This window comes from Kitasatospora sp. NEAU-CNBT7, assembly GCF_057220535.1.
This window is the reverse complement of sequence record NZ_JBXQQB010000014.1, coordinates 184,939-198,911: the sequence shown is the minus strand read 5'-3', so window position 1 is coordinate 198,911 and position 13,973 is coordinate 184,939. Positions and strand designations below refer to the sequence as shown.

At 70.2% G+C, this 13,973-nt stretch carries 16 protein-coding genes and 1 pseudogene; 14 read left to right on the top strand and 3 right to left on the bottom strand.

The window, feature by feature from the left end:
• Window positions 1–76: 76 nt before the first annotated feature.
• The 5 genes from AC2TEW_RS20235 to AC2TEW_RS20215 all read left to right on the top strand — a co-directional run bounded on the left by AC2TEW_RS20235 (window position 77) and on the right by AC2TEW_RS20215 (window position 5,466).
• Window positions 77–1,519 carry a recombinase family protein gene (locus AC2TEW_RS20235; protein ID WP_484624314.1) on the top strand — a complete coding sequence of 481 codons (1,443 nt, stop codon included), beginning with the start codon at window positions 77–79 and terminating at the stop codon, window positions 1,517–1,519.
• 1,051 nt (window positions 1,520–2,570) lie between these two features.
• Window positions 2,571–2,846 (top strand): hypothetical protein, encoded by a 276-nt coding sequence (locus tag AC2TEW_RS20230; protein ID WP_484624313.1) that lies wholly within the window; start codon window positions 2,571–2,573, stop codon window positions 2,844–2,846.
• Window positions 2,847–2,977: 131 nt separating this feature from the next.
• On the top strand, window positions 2,978–3,226 hold the full coding sequence (locus AC2TEW_RS20225; RefSeq protein ID WP_484624312.1) for a hypothetical protein: 249 nt from the start codon (window positions 2,978–2,980) through the stop codon (window positions 3,224–3,226).
• A gap of 2 nt (window positions 3,227–3,228) precedes the next feature.
• Window positions 3,229–3,726: a hypothetical protein gene (locus AC2TEW_RS20220; RefSeq protein WP_484624311.1), complete on the top strand. Its 498-nt coding sequence runs from the start codon at window positions 3,229–3,231 to the stop codon at window positions 3,724–3,726.
• Between the two features lie 1,245 nt (window positions 3,727–4,971).
• Window positions 4,972–5,466 (top strand): phage terminase small subunit P27 family, encoded by a 495-nt coding sequence (locus tag AC2TEW_RS20215; RefSeq protein WP_484624310.1) that lies wholly within the window; start codon window positions 4,972–4,974, stop codon window positions 5,464–5,466.
• A gap of 81 nt (window positions 5,467–5,547) precedes the next feature.
• Here the strand turns inward: AC2TEW_RS20215 and AC2TEW_RS20210 are convergent, their stop codons facing one another.
• Both AC2TEW_RS20210 and AC2TEW_RS20205 read right to left on the bottom strand, forming a co-directional pair.
• Entirely contained in the window at window positions 5,548–6,018 is a 471-nt protein-coding gene (locus tag AC2TEW_RS20210; protein ID WP_484624309.1) for an NUDIX domain-containing protein, read from the bottom strand.
• A 4-nt stretch (window positions 6,019–6,022) separates the two neighbouring features.
• Window positions 6,023–6,766, bottom strand: coding sequence for an XRE family transcriptional regulator (locus tag AC2TEW_RS20205; protein WP_484624308.1), 744 nt, complete (start codon window positions 6,764–6,766; stop codon window positions 6,023–6,025).
• 149 nt (window positions 6,767–6,915) lie between these two features.
• On the opposite strand from AC2TEW_RS20205, the gene AC2TEW_RS20200 reads away from it, so the two are divergent.
• The 6 genes from AC2TEW_RS20200 (at window position 6,916) to AC2TEW_RS20175 (ending at window position 9,859) form a co-directional block, all read left to right on the top strand.
• Complete coding sequence (locus tag AC2TEW_RS20200) at window positions 6,916–7,173, top strand: hypothetical protein (protein WP_484624307.1); 258 nt, start codon at window positions 6,916–6,918, stop codon at window positions 7,171–7,173.
• A gap of 364 nt (window positions 7,174–7,537) precedes the next feature.
• The gene (locus tag AC2TEW_RS20195; RefSeq protein WP_484624306.1) at window positions 7,538–7,804 is read left to right on the top strand and encodes a DUF7848 domain-containing protein; all 267 of its coding nucleotides are present in this window, start codon (window positions 7,538–7,540) and stop codon (window positions 7,802–7,804) included.
• Window positions 7,801–7,935 (top strand): hypothetical protein, encoded by a 135-nt coding sequence (locus tag AC2TEW_RS20190; protein ID WP_484624305.1) that lies wholly within the window; start codon window positions 7,801–7,803, stop codon window positions 7,933–7,935. Before AC2TEW_RS20195 ends, AC2TEW_RS20190 begins: the two co-directional genes overlap by 4 nt.
• Before the next feature lie 258 nt (window positions 7,936–8,193).
• Window positions 8,194–8,373: a hypothetical protein gene (locus AC2TEW_RS20185; RefSeq protein WP_484624304.1), complete on the top strand. Its 180-nt coding sequence runs from the start codon at window positions 8,194–8,196 to the stop codon at window positions 8,371–8,373.
• Between the two features lie 3 nt (window positions 8,374–8,376).
• Complete coding sequence (locus tag AC2TEW_RS20180; RefSeq protein ID WP_484624303.1) at window positions 8,377–9,549, top strand: methyltransferase domain-containing protein; 1,173 nt, start codon at window positions 8,377–8,379, stop codon at window positions 9,547–9,549.
• Window positions 9,550–9,670: 121 nt separating this feature from the next.
• Window positions 9,671–9,859, top strand: a complete 189-nt coding sequence (locus AC2TEW_RS20175) for a hypothetical protein (RefSeq protein WP_484624302.1) — start codon at window positions 9,671–9,673, stop codon at window positions 9,857–9,859.
• Between the two features lie 105 nt (window positions 9,860–9,964).
• On the opposite strand, the pseudogene AC2TEW_RS20170 reads toward AC2TEW_RS20175, so the two are convergent.
• Window positions 9,965–10,207: pseudogene (locus tag AC2TEW_RS20170) on the bottom strand (XRE family transcriptional regulator); the annotation flags it as partial.
• 65 nt (window positions 10,208–10,272) lie between these two features.
• On the opposite strand from AC2TEW_RS20170, the gene AC2TEW_RS20165 reads away from it, so the two are divergent.
• The 3 genes from AC2TEW_RS20165 (at window position 10,273) to AC2TEW_RS20155 (ending at window position 13,957) form a co-directional block, all read left to right on the top strand.
• Window positions 10,273–11,709: an MFS transporter gene (locus AC2TEW_RS20165; RefSeq protein WP_484624730.1), complete on the top strand. Its 1,437-nt coding sequence runs from the start codon at window positions 10,273–10,275 to the stop codon at window positions 11,707–11,709.
• Window positions 11,710–11,853: 144 nt separating this feature from the next.
• Window positions 11,854–12,495, top strand: a complete 642-nt coding sequence (ybiA, locus tag AC2TEW_RS20160; RefSeq protein WP_484624729.1) for a riboflavin biosynthesis intermediates N-glycosidase — start codon at window positions 11,854–11,856, stop codon at window positions 12,493–12,495.
• A gap of 181 nt (window positions 12,496–12,676) precedes the next feature.
• Window positions 12,677–13,957 (top strand): hypothetical protein, encoded by a 1,281-nt coding sequence (locus AC2TEW_RS20155; RefSeq protein WP_484624728.1) that lies wholly within the window; start codon window positions 12,677–12,679, stop codon window positions 13,955–13,957.
• Window positions 13,958–13,973 lie beyond the last annotated feature (16 nt).

The following is a 13,973-nucleotide window of genomic DNA, read 5'->3' as shown; positions in this document are numbered from 1 at the left end:
CCCTGCTCCAGGGAAGTGCACACCCGTCGGGTTATTTCCCTGGAGATTCGAACAGATGACCACTACCGTGCGACCGATGAGCACAACCGCGCTGGTCCCCGCCACGTTCCACCCTGAGATCCGGATTGCGATCAGCCTGCGTCTGTCCCGTGCGGACGACGCCTCTACCTCGCTGGACGTGCAGCGCAAGGCGTGCCACGACTCCATCCGGGCCGCCGGGCACGACCCGTCCAAGGCGGTCGAGTTCATCGACTACGGCGTGTCCGGCGCTACGCCGCTCACCGACCGCGAGGGCATGTCGGAACTCATGGCCTACCAGCCCACCCACGTGTGGGCGTGGAAGCTGGACCGCTACAGCCGTAGCGTGCGGGAGTTCCTGCACCTGGTCGAGTGGGCGGAGACCCCGAACAAGCGCGTGATCCTGGCCACGGCGGACGGCTCGCTGAACACGGGCACCCCCGGCGGACGCCTGATCGCGCTCATCCTGGTGGCGCTCGCGGAGTGGGAACGCCAGATGATGACCGAGCGCATCCTTGCCGCCCACCAGGAGCGGCGGGAACAGGGTCGGTGGATCTCCGGGTTCGCGCCGTTCCCGTTCATGACCGTGCGCGAGAACCCGAAGGCCCCGGCCTACCTGGACGCGGACAGCGAGATGATCCCGCTGGTCATCAAGGCAGTTGGGGAGTTGCTGGCGGGCGGAACGCTGGCGAGCACGTCCAAGCCGCTGCCGATCGGCCGCCAGCAGTGGAAGAAGCTACTGTCCGGCGTGACGCTGCGCGGGTGGCGCAAGCACAAGGGCGAGCTGATCGTGAAGGACGACGGGGTCACCCCGGTGCAGTTCGCCCCGGAGGTGCTGGACGCAGTGACCTTTGCGCGGGTGCAGCAGCGACTCAAGGAGCTTGCCCGCACGGAGAACGCACCCCGCTCGGACGCCCCATTCCTGGCCGGGTTCGTCGTCTGCGCGCAGGCCTGCGGCTTCAACGGCGGCAAGTCGAGCAAGAAGAAGGCTCTGTACAAGTGCGAGAACGGGCACGGGTCGATCATGGCGAGCATCCTTGAGCCCATGGTGGACGCCGCGTTCTGCGAGCGGTTCGGCGGCGAGCAACTGATGCGCGCCGTTCACACGGGCGGCATCGACCACTCCGGCGCGCTCGCCGATCTCGCGGCGTCTCAGAATCGGGTGATCGCTGCCATTGCCAAGGTCGAGGGTCCCGCGCTCGAAGCGTTGACCGCCAAGCTGACCGAGATCACCGAGAGCACGGCGCGGCTCACGGCCGAACACGACCCGACCGTGACCACCACGTACGTGCCGCTCGACTCCACCCTGTACGACGCGTGGGAGGGCAGCGACGAAGAGACTCAGCGCGTCCACCTCGCCGAGAAGGGGCTTCGGGTCACGATCCACCCGCAGGGCACACCCGGCGGGCGTGTCACGATCGAGTGGAGCAAGCCCCCGAGGGAGAAGCGCAAGCCCACCCGGCCGGTCACGGTCGCGGAGCGCCGCGCAATAGCCGCCTGACGGCCCGTACGGCGAAGCCAGAGCCCCGGCAGGTCCCACGAAGACCGCCGGGGCTCTTTCGTGCCCGCAGCAGGCCGCTCAGGGGCTCGCCGGTCAGCGGCGGGACCTCGGGTGACGTGGTGACGGTTCTCGGGCTTGTTCTGGTTCTCTCTGACATGTCTAGAGAGAACTGAAATCCGCCTCTCAACCGTCACCACGTCACCTCGCCGTGCCGGAGCAGCGCGGTGGGACCGCCAGGGTGACGGGGTGACGTTTGAGGCGGTGGTTCTGGTTTCTCTTAGATCCCGCGCAGAGAAGAGAACCCAGAATCACCCCGCTGAACGTCACCCCGTCACCTGCGTTGGTCGAGACGCGCACGGGCGCCGCCGCCGTGGCGGGCGGACGCGGACGGAAGATCTGCTCTCCCTAACCAGTGAGAGGCAGGAAGCAGCGTGTAGGAAATTTCTGGTCCCCCAACATGATGGGCCCGCGCTGTGCCGCCTGCGGGGCACACCTTGCCTCCCGGACTTCGGAGCCAGCGTGGCGGAGGTGACGGCGAGGGCTTCGCCGGCTGAGCGTCACAGGGGCGCTGACCTGGGAGTTGTGATGAGTGACGCCCTGGATGCCAAGTCAGGTATCCCTATGGAAGTCCTAAGGGGATAGCCGCCGGACCGCTTCGACCGTCATTCGTCACGTCGCCAAGTGAGACGCAGATCACATGTCCGAGATTGCCCGAATGCCCCAATATGCGGGCCATCTGCCCACTCTCCACAGCAGTAGAGGGAGAAACCGTCGGTCCCTACAAGCCCGGCGAGGGGAATTCGTCCCCCTCTCCTATCTTCGGGCCCTCGGCGTATCAGTCATGGCAACCAGGAATCCCGTGCACTCAAGTACCCGTGCGATCCCGGCCCAAGGAATCCCTCCCCGTCCACTACAGGGTGAGAGAGGAATCGTCCCTCCCTACTTGGGGCAGGACAAGCAATCGTCCCGCCCCACGTGGAAGCAAGGGACGCGCGACGACCGAGCAGACCCCACTGTCCGCCCAACCACCAACAGCCTTGGAGGCTTCGAGATGAACACCGACCACGCCCGTGCGCTTGAGCTGATCCGCAGCGCAGAGGCGATCGTTCTGCGGGCCCTGTCCGGCGATGCGGCGGCAGCCGGCGAAGCGCACCGCCAGGCCACCGAAGCCGCGCGCCTGCTGGCACCCACCCGGGACGGCGGTCCCTGCCAGCGCGAGGGCTGCCCCAACCGGGTCGTCAACCGCACGATCGGACGCCGCCGCCTCTACTGCTGCGACGCATGCCAGCAGGCCGCGTACTGGGCCCGCAAGGCGGACGCCGCGTAGCCGCCCCACCGAACATACGCACGTGAGTATGTCGGCACGTTGAACACCGTCACGTGACGATCTTCGCCCCTCCCGACCCGGGCAGGGGCTTTTCCATTCCACCCGACAGGTGGCCTACCGGAGGTAGCACCGTGATCGACCCTGGCAGCTTCGCCTACTCCTACGAGGACAGGGAGACCAAGAGGCTCCGTTTTCGCGCAGACGCTTTCCAGTACAGCGCCGCTATGGAGCGGCTTGCCGAGATGAAGCGCGACCGCCCCGAGCAGTACGACCAGATGGGCGCTGTCGCTCACCTGTCGCTCGGCCACTACGAGGCCGCGAAGGCTGCCGCCGTGCAGCTCGGCCGCGACGTCTCCGCCCCTACCGATCGTGAGGTCTGACCATGAGCAACGACGTTTCCCGAGCCGCTGACAAGCTCGCCAAGCTGCGCGCACAGGCCGACCGGCTCGCTGGTCCAGTGGCGGATGCCGAAGCCGCCCTGGTGGCCGCCCAGGAGGCTGAGCAGGCCCGCCGCGCCGAGCGCGCCGCCGAGTACGACCGCACATTCCTCAAGACGTGGACGGCGCAGGCCAGCGAGCGGTCCGACCGGGGCAATGAGCTGCACGCGGAGTTCCTTGAACTCCTGTCCGCCGAGCCGTGGTTTCAGGCGTACGTCGCACACCGTGCCGAGCGGTACAAGCGCGAGAAGATCCTGACCGCCGCGCAGAGCGCACAGGCCCACCTCGGCGAGGCGCGAACTGTCCCCGAACAGCGCTGGTACGACCTGCGCATCATCGAGGACGTCACCAGCGCTGTGGACAATGCCGCTGCGGCAATCGGCGCGGCCTACGCCGAGGAACTGGACACAGCCCGGAACGCCTACATCGAAGCGGCGGACTGACATGGCCGTTGACGCACTTGACCCCGGCCCGGACGGAACCTATCCGCACTTCCCTCGGGATGCGCGGGGGCGGCCCGTGTGGTCGGATTCCCCAACCGGCCTGCCAGTGCTAAATGGTGGGGCGCCGATGCCGCGCGGAGTCCAGCAGATGCGCGACCCGAGGAACCCCGGCCGGCTGCTGGCCGTGGACGTGACGCCGAGGCGACAGGACGGCGAACCGATCAACCCGCCGGTCTTCCCTCCGGGCGCTCCGGCATGAGGCGCTGGTCCGACACACGGCCAACCATCCCGCCCGCCGCTCACCAAGTGGGAGAACGCGTGGACCTTGTATAGCACTTGCCGCCGGGAAAGACAGCGGCCGACTTCGGATCCTTGGCCGTCGGTCCCAGACTGGCTCACTTTCGCGCCCACCAGGCGGTGAACGCCGTACCTCCTGCTGCCGTTGCCGTGACGAGCCACGGAGGGATGCGCTGGATAGTCAAGTGGATTCCACCGAACCGAAGCTCGAAGGCAGGTCGGGGTGTGCGTTCAGGCATGGCTGCTCCGGTCCAGGTTCCGCACTGGATACGCGGTTCTCAATGGGGTCATCGACTACTCCATTGGAGCGACGAATCTCCGATATGGCAAACACTCGCGCCCGCGAGTACGCCGAATGGCGGGCGAAATCAGGCCGCCCTCTATCTTCCGTACCCGTCAATCCAACTGAAATACCCCAAGCGTAACTTGATGAGACAAAAGGTTCTTATGCCGCGTAGACCCCGCCCCCCGTGCTCAGTCCCGGGTTGCCCCGAGCTGACCACGGGCGGACGCTGCCCCGCTCATGAGCGCGAGGCGACCAGGAACCGCCAGACGCCAGGCGGCAGCGCGTACGGCCCGAACTGGCCCAGGGTTCGCCGGGCTTACCTCTACGCGAACTCGTGGTGCCTGCTGTGCGGGCGAGTCGCCACCGTGGCGGACCACTTCCCGAAATCCCGAAAGCAACTTATCGCGGACGGCGTTGCCAACCCGGATGTACCGCAATACCTGCGCCCATTGTGCACGCCGTGTCACAACAAAGAGACGGCGAGAAATCAGCCAGGCGGATGGGCTGCGGCAAACGTCAAGCCAATTCGCCGCTGACCCGACCCAGGCGGGGTGCCCCCTGAGTCGTCTGAGATTGCACGGCAGGGAGGCAAAAAACTCTCGCCGGAGCTGCGGCCGTTTTTGGCAGCCCGCCGTGCCCGCCACGGAATGCGAAAGGAGACCATGGCCGACCGATACCGACCGAAACCATCAGCCGCACGGGCCCGAGAGGGAAACCCGTCCAAGACCGAAATCAAAGAGGGGGTGATTGTCCCGCGCGCCGTCCTCGCTGAACCCAACTGGCGAGAGATCTTCAAGGACTCACCGGCCACCGAGACGCAGCAAGCGAACATCCGGTGCAGGGAAGTCGCGTCCGCCGAGTGGCGGCGCGTCGTGCCGATCCTCGAAGTTGCCGCCGGTCTCGGCGAAGTGGATCACTCGACCGTCAAGGATCTGTGCGTCTGCGTCGCCCGGATCGACCAGGCCGAGCGGGACCTGTCGACACGCGGGCTCATGGTCACCGCCGAACGCGGCACAGTGAAGAACGGCGCTGCCACCATCGCAGCACAGTACCGATCCCAACTCTCCCGCTATATACGAGAGTTGGGGCTATCGCCGAGTGCTCGGGTGGCGATTGCCCCGCCGGAGTCCGGCGACGACTCCGATATCTGGGACTGACCGGTCCCGAGCACCATGACGGCCCCCGTCCCTTCCTCCCTCAGCGGGTGGTTGGGGCGGGGGCCCTTCGTCGTCCGCGCCCTACCCCAGGTAGGGAGTCGCCCGGTGCTCAAGGAAGTGCCGAAGCCGGAGTTGCTGGGTGTGGTGCATCGGCAGGTCGCCGATGTCGTCCGGAGCTACGAACTGGAGATCGGTCGACTCGTCGGAGATCCGGAGTTCACCGCCCGTGATACGCGCGGTGAAACAAACATTGAACTGTTGCCGCACCTCGCCATCCGAGTAGGAGATCACGTGTCGGGGATCGGTGTACGTGCCGACGAGTCCAGTGATCTCCACATCAAGGCCGGTCTCTTCGCGGACCTCCCGAATCGCCGTTCCCGGAAGAGACTCACCAAGATCCATCGTGCCGCCCGGCAGCGCGTACAGACCATTGTCGGTGCGCCGTTGGAGCAGGACGCGCCCTTCGTCATCCGTCACCACTGCGGACGCTGCCACCACCAGCCGGTTTGGCATGGGCGCGTTGGGATCGTCGTAGAACTCGGTGCGTGCCACGTGATCAGCTCTCCTCAACCGGCAGGGCGGCGTTCCACACTGCGTCGAAGCTCGCAGCATAGGTGTCAAACAGCGTCCCTGCCCCGGTTCGGCGCAGGTGCCAGACCGGCGCTCCGAAGGCGTTGACCCCCCACACATGGGCGTTTACCAGCACCTGGTCATCTGCGCGGTAGAGGCTGTTGTAGAGCGTGGTTCCGTGGGTGCGGATCTCGATGCCGGGCGTGCCGAGCAGCGGGCGGTAGTGCATGAGGGCGAGCCTGCACCGGGACTCGATGCCGTGGCCGAACCTCTCTTCTTCCCCGCGTTGCTTGACGTTCTCACTGTCGGCGGCGCCGAGGGCGATCCGGACCACGCATCCTTCGGCGGCGCGCTCACGAAGTAGATCGTTAAGCCGGGGATACGCCTCGTGAAGGAATACGGCAGCGTAGACCAGCACGTCGATGCGCTCCGTGGCCTTTCCGAGCAAGTCCACGAAGACGGATACCGGTAGATCGGCTCGCTGTTCGTACAGGGCGACCAGTTCAGGGCTTATCGCGCGTGCGGCGCGCGGCTGCCGCAGACTCGGCCACAGTGCGAACATGTCTTCTCCGAGGGCTTCGGCAGCCAAGCGGGCTGTACCTAACCGAGGCGTGCGGTTCTGATTGGCCCACCGCTCAACCGACTTGGTGTCCACGCCGGCTCTCTCGGCCAGGGCTGAACACGTCCAACCTCCCGACGCCATAACGTCTTTCAGTCTCTCGTTCGGCATCTCGTTTGTCTCCCCACACATCACGGACCTTTTGTAGGGACGTTCTACCGCACGAGGGACGTTCTGAAGTGTCCTTTGAGCGAGGTTCCACCGTCCCGGGTGACTGCCAGATCTTGGTGTCAACTCGGCGGAGGAGAGGAGCGGGGCCGATGGCGACGCGCAGGACGACCCGAGGGGCGATCTACCTACCCAAGGTCGGAGAGGTGGTCCGGGACCGCGCCCACCAGGGCGCGGAGGGCACCTACATGGGCACCGTGGGCGGCATGGTCTATCTCCGCCCCCGAGGGGGTGGGAAGGAGTGGGAGACCTACCCGACCGAGATCGAAGCTTTGCCGGGTGTGCCGGAGCTGATCCCTGTCATGCATCCGAGCGCCCCGCGCCGGGCGCCGGAGCTGATCGGGTCGTGAGGCCCTCTCGCCTGGTCATCATGGGTCGTGTGCTCCGGGCGCTGGTGACCGAACCGCGTAACACGGTCGCTTGGATGTGGGGTGCCCACATCCAATTCGCTTGGCCTGTAACGATGTTCAGTCCCTACCGAAGGACGCTTGCCCGGCGGATGAAGCTCCGCCGGAAGCTCGACCAGCAGATGCGCACTTGCGCCCGACTATCCACCGGCGGCGCTGATGCCTGATCCCTATGAGTCACCAGTGTTCGGCATCGGCGGCCTCTGGGCGGGCCAGCGCCGGGCCCGGACCGGGCTGCCCCCGCCTGTTCCGTGGTGGGCGCAGGGGCGGCCCGTGTGGGCCCCGGAGAACGAGGAAAGGCGCGCCTGTGGCGGTTCGCAAGCGGTACCGGTTTCTGAACTGGACCGTCACTCACGACAGCGCGCCCGACGCGCCCCCGACATGGCACATGTTCCGGTGTCTCGGGGAGGACGAGGACGGCAAGCCGTGCGGCGCGGAAGGGCCCGTGATCGAGGACTTCCAGGAAGCGCAGCGCTGGCCGTTCGAGCACCTGCGGGAACATCAGGACCACCGCAGCTTCGCGCATGTCGCCGAGGTGCCGTGGCTGATGATCCCCGAGGAGGAACCGTCGTGACCGGAGCCGACCAGGACGAGTATCGGCGCGCCCGGAGCGAGCCGGTCAGCCGGCGGGCCGCTTACGGGGTGTCGGTGGCTGCTGTGGTGCTGCTCGCGGTGACGTTGCTCGCGCTGGCCCGGCCGCACTGACTCAAGACTCCCGCTCCGGCCGTCATCCCTGGCAGGCAGCCGACCGGAGCGGGCTCCGCAACACCGCACGACCCGGACACCGACCGGCGGTCCGGCCCGACACGATGTGAGGAGTTACCAGTATGAGTACTCCGACCGAGCGCCCGCCGGGCGACACCGGACCCGGTACCACGCAGGGCACGGCGCGAAGCTGCGCGCGGCCCCGGCAGCGCACCAACTAGCGGCACCAACTAACCGACAGAAGACAGGAGTTCACGCATGGCATGGGGTAGGAGCAGCGGCGGGAGCGGCGGGGGCGGCAAGCACGGCGGGGGTTCCGGCTCCGGCTCGGGCGGCAGTCAGCAGGACGACTCCAGCAGCGGCAACAAGCACGGCGGTGGCGGGTCGGACGAGGGTGGTAACACCTCGGACGGCCAGGGTCCGGCGACGGGCCGCTAACCGGTGAGCAGCGAGCACGAAGCGGAGGCCGGTCGGACCCGGCTGGCCTCCGCGCTCATCGCCAACGGGTCATTGACTACGGACTGGCTGCCTGCCTACAACGCCGTGCCGCGTCACCTGTTCGTGCCTGACACGATCTGGCCGGGACAGGCGGACGGTGTGCGCCAGGGCGAGGCGATCAACAAGAGCATCAACCCCGCCGAGTGGTGGAACGCTGTCTACTCGGATGTACCGCTCACCACACAGTGGGACGACGGAGAGCATGCGGGCAGCACGCGCGGCACCATGCCCACGTCGTCCAGCAGCATGCCCACCATGGTGTTCTCGATGCTCAATGCCCTCAGCGTCGAGGACGGCAACACGGTGATGGAGATCGGCACCGGAACCGGCTGGAATGCCGCTCTCCTGTCCCACCACCTCGGGTCGGGCAGCGTCGTCACCGTCGAGGTGGACGAAGACAGCGCGGCCAGCGCGCAACGCCGCCTCGCCCGTGCTGGGTACTCGCCCGTGCCCGTGGTCGGGGACGGGGCAGAGGGGTACCCGAAGGCGGCACCGTACGACCGGATCATTGCCACCTGTTCGGTCGGGAGCCTGCCGTACACGTGGGTCGAGCAGTCACGGTCCGGCGGGGTGGTCGTCGCGCCGTGGGGCCCGGAGTACGGCGGCGAAGCAATCGTCCGGCTCGCGGTCGGCGACGACGGGAAGGCATCCGGACGGTTCGTCGGGTCATCAGCGTTCATGCGGCTCCGGCAGCAGCGCACCGACCAGCCGAACAGCCTTGCCTACCTTTCGGCGCCTTGGCCGGCTGACGGGGTTGCGTCCTCAACTTCACTATCCCCGGAGCTACTTGGTGGATGGCAGGAGATGTTCGCCATCGGGGTTCAGGTGCCCGGCGCGTTTCCCCTGATCGAGCGGTACGACGACGGGTCTTACACGCTGTGGCTGCACGACACGGCCGTCACGTCGTGGGCTACGGCCGACTGGGAGCCCGACAGAGAACGCTACGAGGTGGTGCAGTCCGGCCCCCGCAGCCTCTGGGGCGAAGTGTCCACCGCATGGCACTGGTGGGACGACCAGGGCCGCCCCGGGTTCAACCGCTTCGGGCTCACGATCACCCCGGACGGCCACACCGTGTGGCTCGACAGCCCGGACAACCCGGTGCCCACCCGAGCCTGACCCCGTACGCGCAGAGCCCCGACCCCTGATCCCGGTAGCAGCGGAACCAACATCAGGGTCGGGGCGTCGGCGCAGAATTCGGCAGGCGGGCGAGGGCAGTGTGACGGTAGTCTCATCTGCCATGGCTGACTCTCTCAACATCGAACGGTCCTCCGGCTTCGACGACGCCGACAACCTCGTGATCGAGATCCCTGCAAGCGTTTGGGCCACGCTGAACTCTGAGAACGAGTGGGAAGGGAACGAGGCGGACGGCGAGGTGACCTCCGGGTCGCTGAATCTCTGGAAGGTGAAGATCCGGATCGGAGGCTGACACCGGCCCTTCTGGCCCCGCCCTCTACTGGCCCTTGCTGGCTGGGGCGGGGCTTCGTGCTGCTCAGGCGGATGCCACTCCCCGAGTATCCCGAGGGGTGTACGGTTCGAGCCACGTGTACCAGGTCACCCCGACCGCGGCGAGCTGCGCCACCTCCTCGCGGCGCAGCCCGGGGGTGCGGCGGCGGCCGAGCCCGGGCAGCCCGACCTGCTCGGGCGAGATCCGCTCCCGGCGGCTGCGCAGGAAGGCGGCCAGCTCGTGGCGGCGGGCCGCGGCGGGGGCGGGGGCGGCCGAGGTGGTGTGACTGCTCATACGCTCAGCATGCCCGCTCGGTGTGCCGGGTGCCAGGTACTTCTGATACCTGGATAAACACTGTCTGGTACCAGGTTCCGAGTGGGCGGATCGTAGGACCCGTGACTCAGCAACTGACCTTGCCGCAGACCCTCCCGCACGTCCCCCGCCCGGCCGTCCCCGGGCTCGGACGGGCCGGGCTCACCACCGTGCTGCTCGGCGCGTTCCTCCCGATGCTCGACTTCTTCATCGTCAACGTCGCCCTCCCCACCATCGACCACGACCTCGCCGCCGGCCCCGCGGTGCTGGAGCTGGTGGCCGCCGGCTACGGCATCGCCTTCGCGGTGCTGCTGGTGCTCGGCGGGCGGCTCGGCGACGCGGTCGGCCGCCGCCGGCTGTTCGTGGCCGGCGCCGCCGCGTTCGCGGTCACCTCGCTGGCCTGCGGCCTCGCCCCGACGGCCTGGACCCTGGTGGCCGCCCGGGTGGCCCAAGGGGCCTCGGCCGCCCTGCTGATCCCGCAGGTCCTGGCCACCATCACCGCCGCCACCGAGGGCGCCCGGCGGGCCCGGGCGCTCGGGATCTACGGCGCGGTCGGCGGGATCTCGGTGGTGATCGGCCAGGTGCTGGGCGGCCTGCTGGTCTCCGCCGACCTGTTCGGGACCGGCTGGCGCGCGGTGTTCCTGCTCAACGTGCCGTTCGCGCTGGCCACCGCGGTGTTCGCGGTGCGCTGGGTGCCGCAGACCCGTTCGCCGCGGGCGGCCGGGCCGGACCTGCCCGGCACCGCGCTGCTGACGGCCGCGCTGCTGGCGCTGTTCGTGCCGCTGATGGAGGGCCGGGCGGTCGGCTGGCCGCTGTGGACCTGGTTGCTGCTGGCCGCGTTCCCGTTCCTGGCCGCCGCGTTCCTGGTGGTCGAGCGGCGGACCGAGGCCGCCGGACGGGTGCCGCTGGTCCCGCTGTCGCTGGTCCGGATCCCCGAGATGCGGCGCGGGCTGGGGATCGCACTGCCGTACTTCACCGGGTTCGGCGGGTTCATGTTCGTCATCGCGATCCTGCTCCAGCAGGGGCTGCACCAGGACCCGGTGGCGGCCGGCCGGGCGCTGGTCCCGATGGCGGTCGGCTACTTCGGCGCCTCGCTGGCCGGGCCACGGCTGGTCGGCCGGTTCGGCAGCCGGGTGATCACGGTCGGCGCCGCGGTCCAGGGCACCGGGCTGGCGGCGCTGGCCGCCGTCGCGCTGGCCGACCCGGCGCAGCTGTCCGTGCCGCGGATGCTGCCGGGGATCGCGCTGGCCGGGATCGGCCAGGGGCTGATCGGGATGCCGCTGTTCCGGGTGGTGCTCTCGCAGGTGCCCGCCGAGCAGGCGGGGGTGGGCAGCGGGGTGCTGGCGACCACCCAGCAGTCCAGCCTGGCGCTCGGGGTGGCGGCGGTGGGCACCCTCTTCCTGGGGCTGGTCCCCGCGCTGGGGATGGCCCGCGCCCTCGCGGTCGTGCTCACCGTGCAGCTGGCCGGCTCGGTGGTGATCGCGCTGCTGAGCGTCCGGCTGCCGCGCTCGGTGGCCTGAGCCCGGCGCGGCCGGGGGCCGGGGTTGCGGGGGCCCGGGGTCGCGGGGTCGCGGGTCGGAGCCGGGCCCGGGTACCCGCGGTGACCTGCGGGGTGCCGGGAAAAGTGCGGGACCGCCGTCGGTGGCGGATGACACGATGGCGGTATGACGAGTGTTCCCCCCGCCGGCCCGGCCTCCCCCGCCGCCCACGACTCCCCCGCCGGGCCCGCCGGTCCCACCCCGCCGCTCTCCCCGGTCGACGCCAGGACGCGGGAGGAGCTCGCCGCGCTGGTCGAGGCGGGCGCCCGGCCGAAGTACCTGCTGTTCTGGGGCCACCGGCCGGAGCGGGACGGGCGGATCGGCGCCGGTGCGCTGAGCCAGTGGTGGCCCGCGCGGTTCACCGTCGACGGGGTGGGCTACCCGACGGCCGAGCACTGGATGATGGCCGGCAAGGCGCGGCTGTTCGGGGACGAGGAGATCGTGCCCAGGATCCTGGCCGCCCGGACACCGGGCGAGGCGAAGAAGCTGGGCCGGCAGGTCCGCGGCTTCCACGACGAGCGCTGGGCCGCCGAGCGGTTCGAGCTGGTGGTCCGGGGCAACGTCGCCAAGTTCGGCTCCAGCGAGGAACTGCGCGGCTATCTGCTGGGCACCGGCGGCCGGGTCCTGGTGGAGGCCAGTCCGCTGGACCGGCTGTGGGGCATCGGGCTGGCGGCGGACGACGAGCGGGCCACCGCGCCGGACCGGTGGCGCGGACTCAACCTGCTCGGCTTCGCCCTGATGGAGGCCAGGGCCCGGCTCGCGGCCTGACCCCCGCCGGCCTGCGGAAACCCCAGCAGCCGCCCCCTGCACGGCAGTTGATCCTCTTCCAGCCGTAAGAGCACCGACTCGCTCCCGTAACATGCCTGCCGTATCGGCGCGCCAGGATGGCTGCCAGGTACGGCCCGGGGCGGGGCAGGAGTCCTCGGGCGGAGAGGGCGGGTCCGACACGATGACAGTCCAGGAGCTGGGTCCGGCAGCCGAGGTCGAGGCGTTACGGGCCGAGCTCGACGAGCTGCTGCGCGCCCGGCAGTACGCGGCGCTGCGCGAGCGGCGGCTGGCCGAGGCCGTGCGGGCCTCGGCGCAGCCGCCGTCCGAACCACCGGACGACCTGCTGCGGCAGCTCGGCCAGGCCCGGCGGCTGCGGGAGGGGCTCAGCGAGCGGTGCCGGGAACAGCACGACCGGCTGCGGCTGCTGGAGGAACGCGGCCGTCCGGCGGCGCCGCCGCGCCGCCCCACCGGGGCCAGGTTCGCGGGCGCCGCCGCCCCGGCGGCCGACGCGGCGGGCACCGCCGCGCAGCCGGTGCTGCCGCCGACCGCGACGGCGCCCATCCGCGGCGCCCGGTTCAGCGGCGTCCGGCCCGAGCCGAAGCCGCAGCCGCCGTCCCGGCCGGTGTCCCGGCCGCAGCCCGAACCCGAGGCGGAGTCCCGCCCGCAGCCCGCGACCGGCGCCGGGACGGCCGAGGGCCCGCGGGCCCGCCGCGCCGAGGAGCTGGTGGCACTCGCCGGGCTGATCTCCGACCTGCACCGCCGGGGCTCGGGCACCGAGTCCGCGGCGCTCGCCACCCGGGCCGCGCTGGCGCTGGCCCCGGCGGACGTGGTCCGGCTCGCGGTCCGGCTGCGCACCGGCGGACCGGCCGGGGCGGCCGGGTTCCTGGCGCGGGCGACGGCCGGCGGCCCGGCGGCGCACGCCGTGCACACCCTGGCCGGGCTGCGCGAGGCCGGGCTGGCCGAGGAGGCGGCCGAGCTGTTCCACCTGCTGCGCGCGGCGCCCGCCACCGAACTGCCGGAGCTGCTGGCCGCGCTGGAGCAGGCCGGGCAGAGCGCCGACGGCCAGACCCTGCTGTGGGAGTGGGGCTCGGCCCCGACCGTCGCGCTCGCCAGGCTGGCCGAGCAGTTGCACGCCGCCGGCCGCGCCGGGGACGCCCGGACGCTGCTCCACCAGGCGGCCGGGCGGCCGGTGGCGGAGATCGCGGAGCTGGCGCCGGAGCTGGCCGGCCCGCTCGCGGTGGCGCTGGTCGGCGAGGTGGTCGCACTGCGTTCGGCGACCGGCCTCGGCGAGTTCGGCCGCGCCCTCACCCCGCACCCCGAGCTGTACGGGGCCCTGCTCGCAGCGGTCGCCCGGCTGGACGAGAGCCGGGCCAGGACCGCGCTGGCGGCGCTGCGCACGGCCGGTCTGCCGACCGAGCCGGCCGACCGCGGCCAGGGCCGCCGCCGCTCCCGCGGCCGCTGACCCCGACCGCCGCCGG

Excerpts from the sequence above, each read along its gene's own strand:
- AC2TEW_RS20235 (WP_484624314.1), top strand. The coding sequence starts at position 77 with ATGAGCACAACCGCGCTGGTCCCCGCCACGTTCCACCCTGAGATCCGG.
- AC2TEW_RS20230 (WP_484624313.1), top strand. The coding sequence starts at position 2,571 with ATGAACACCGACCACGCCCGTGCGCTTGAGCTGATCCGCAGCGCAGAG.
- AC2TEW_RS20220 (WP_484624311.1), top strand. The coding sequence starts at position 3,229 with ATGAGCAACGACGTTTCCCGAGCCGCTGACAAGCTCGCCAAGCTGCGC.
- AC2TEW_RS20215 (WP_484624310.1), top strand. The coding sequence starts at position 4,972 with ATGGCCGACCGATACCGACCGAAACCATCAGCCGCACGGGCCCGAGAG.
- AC2TEW_RS20205 (WP_484624308.1), bottom strand. The coding sequence starts at position 6,766 with ATGCCGAACGAGAGACTGAAAGACGTTATGGCGTCGGGAGGTTGGACG.
- AC2TEW_RS20200 (WP_484624307.1), top strand. The coding sequence starts at position 6,916 with ATGGCGACGCGCAGGACGACCCGAGGGGCGATCTACCTACCCAAGGTC.
- AC2TEW_RS20185 (WP_484624304.1), top strand. The coding sequence starts at position 8,194 with ATGGCATGGGGTAGGAGCAGCGGCGGGAGCGGCGGGGGCGGCAAGCAC.
- AC2TEW_RS20175 (WP_484624302.1), top strand. The coding sequence starts at position 9,671 with ATGGCTGACTCTCTCAACATCGAACGGTCCTCCGGCTTCGACGACGCC.
- ybiA (WP_484624729.1), top strand. The coding sequence starts at position 11,854 with ATGACGAGTGTTCCCCCCGCCGGCCCGGCCTCCCCCGCCGCCCACGAC.
- AC2TEW_RS20155 (WP_484624728.1), top strand. The coding sequence starts at position 12,677 with ATGACAGTCCAGGAGCTGGGTCCGGCAGCCGAGGTCGAGGCGTTACGG.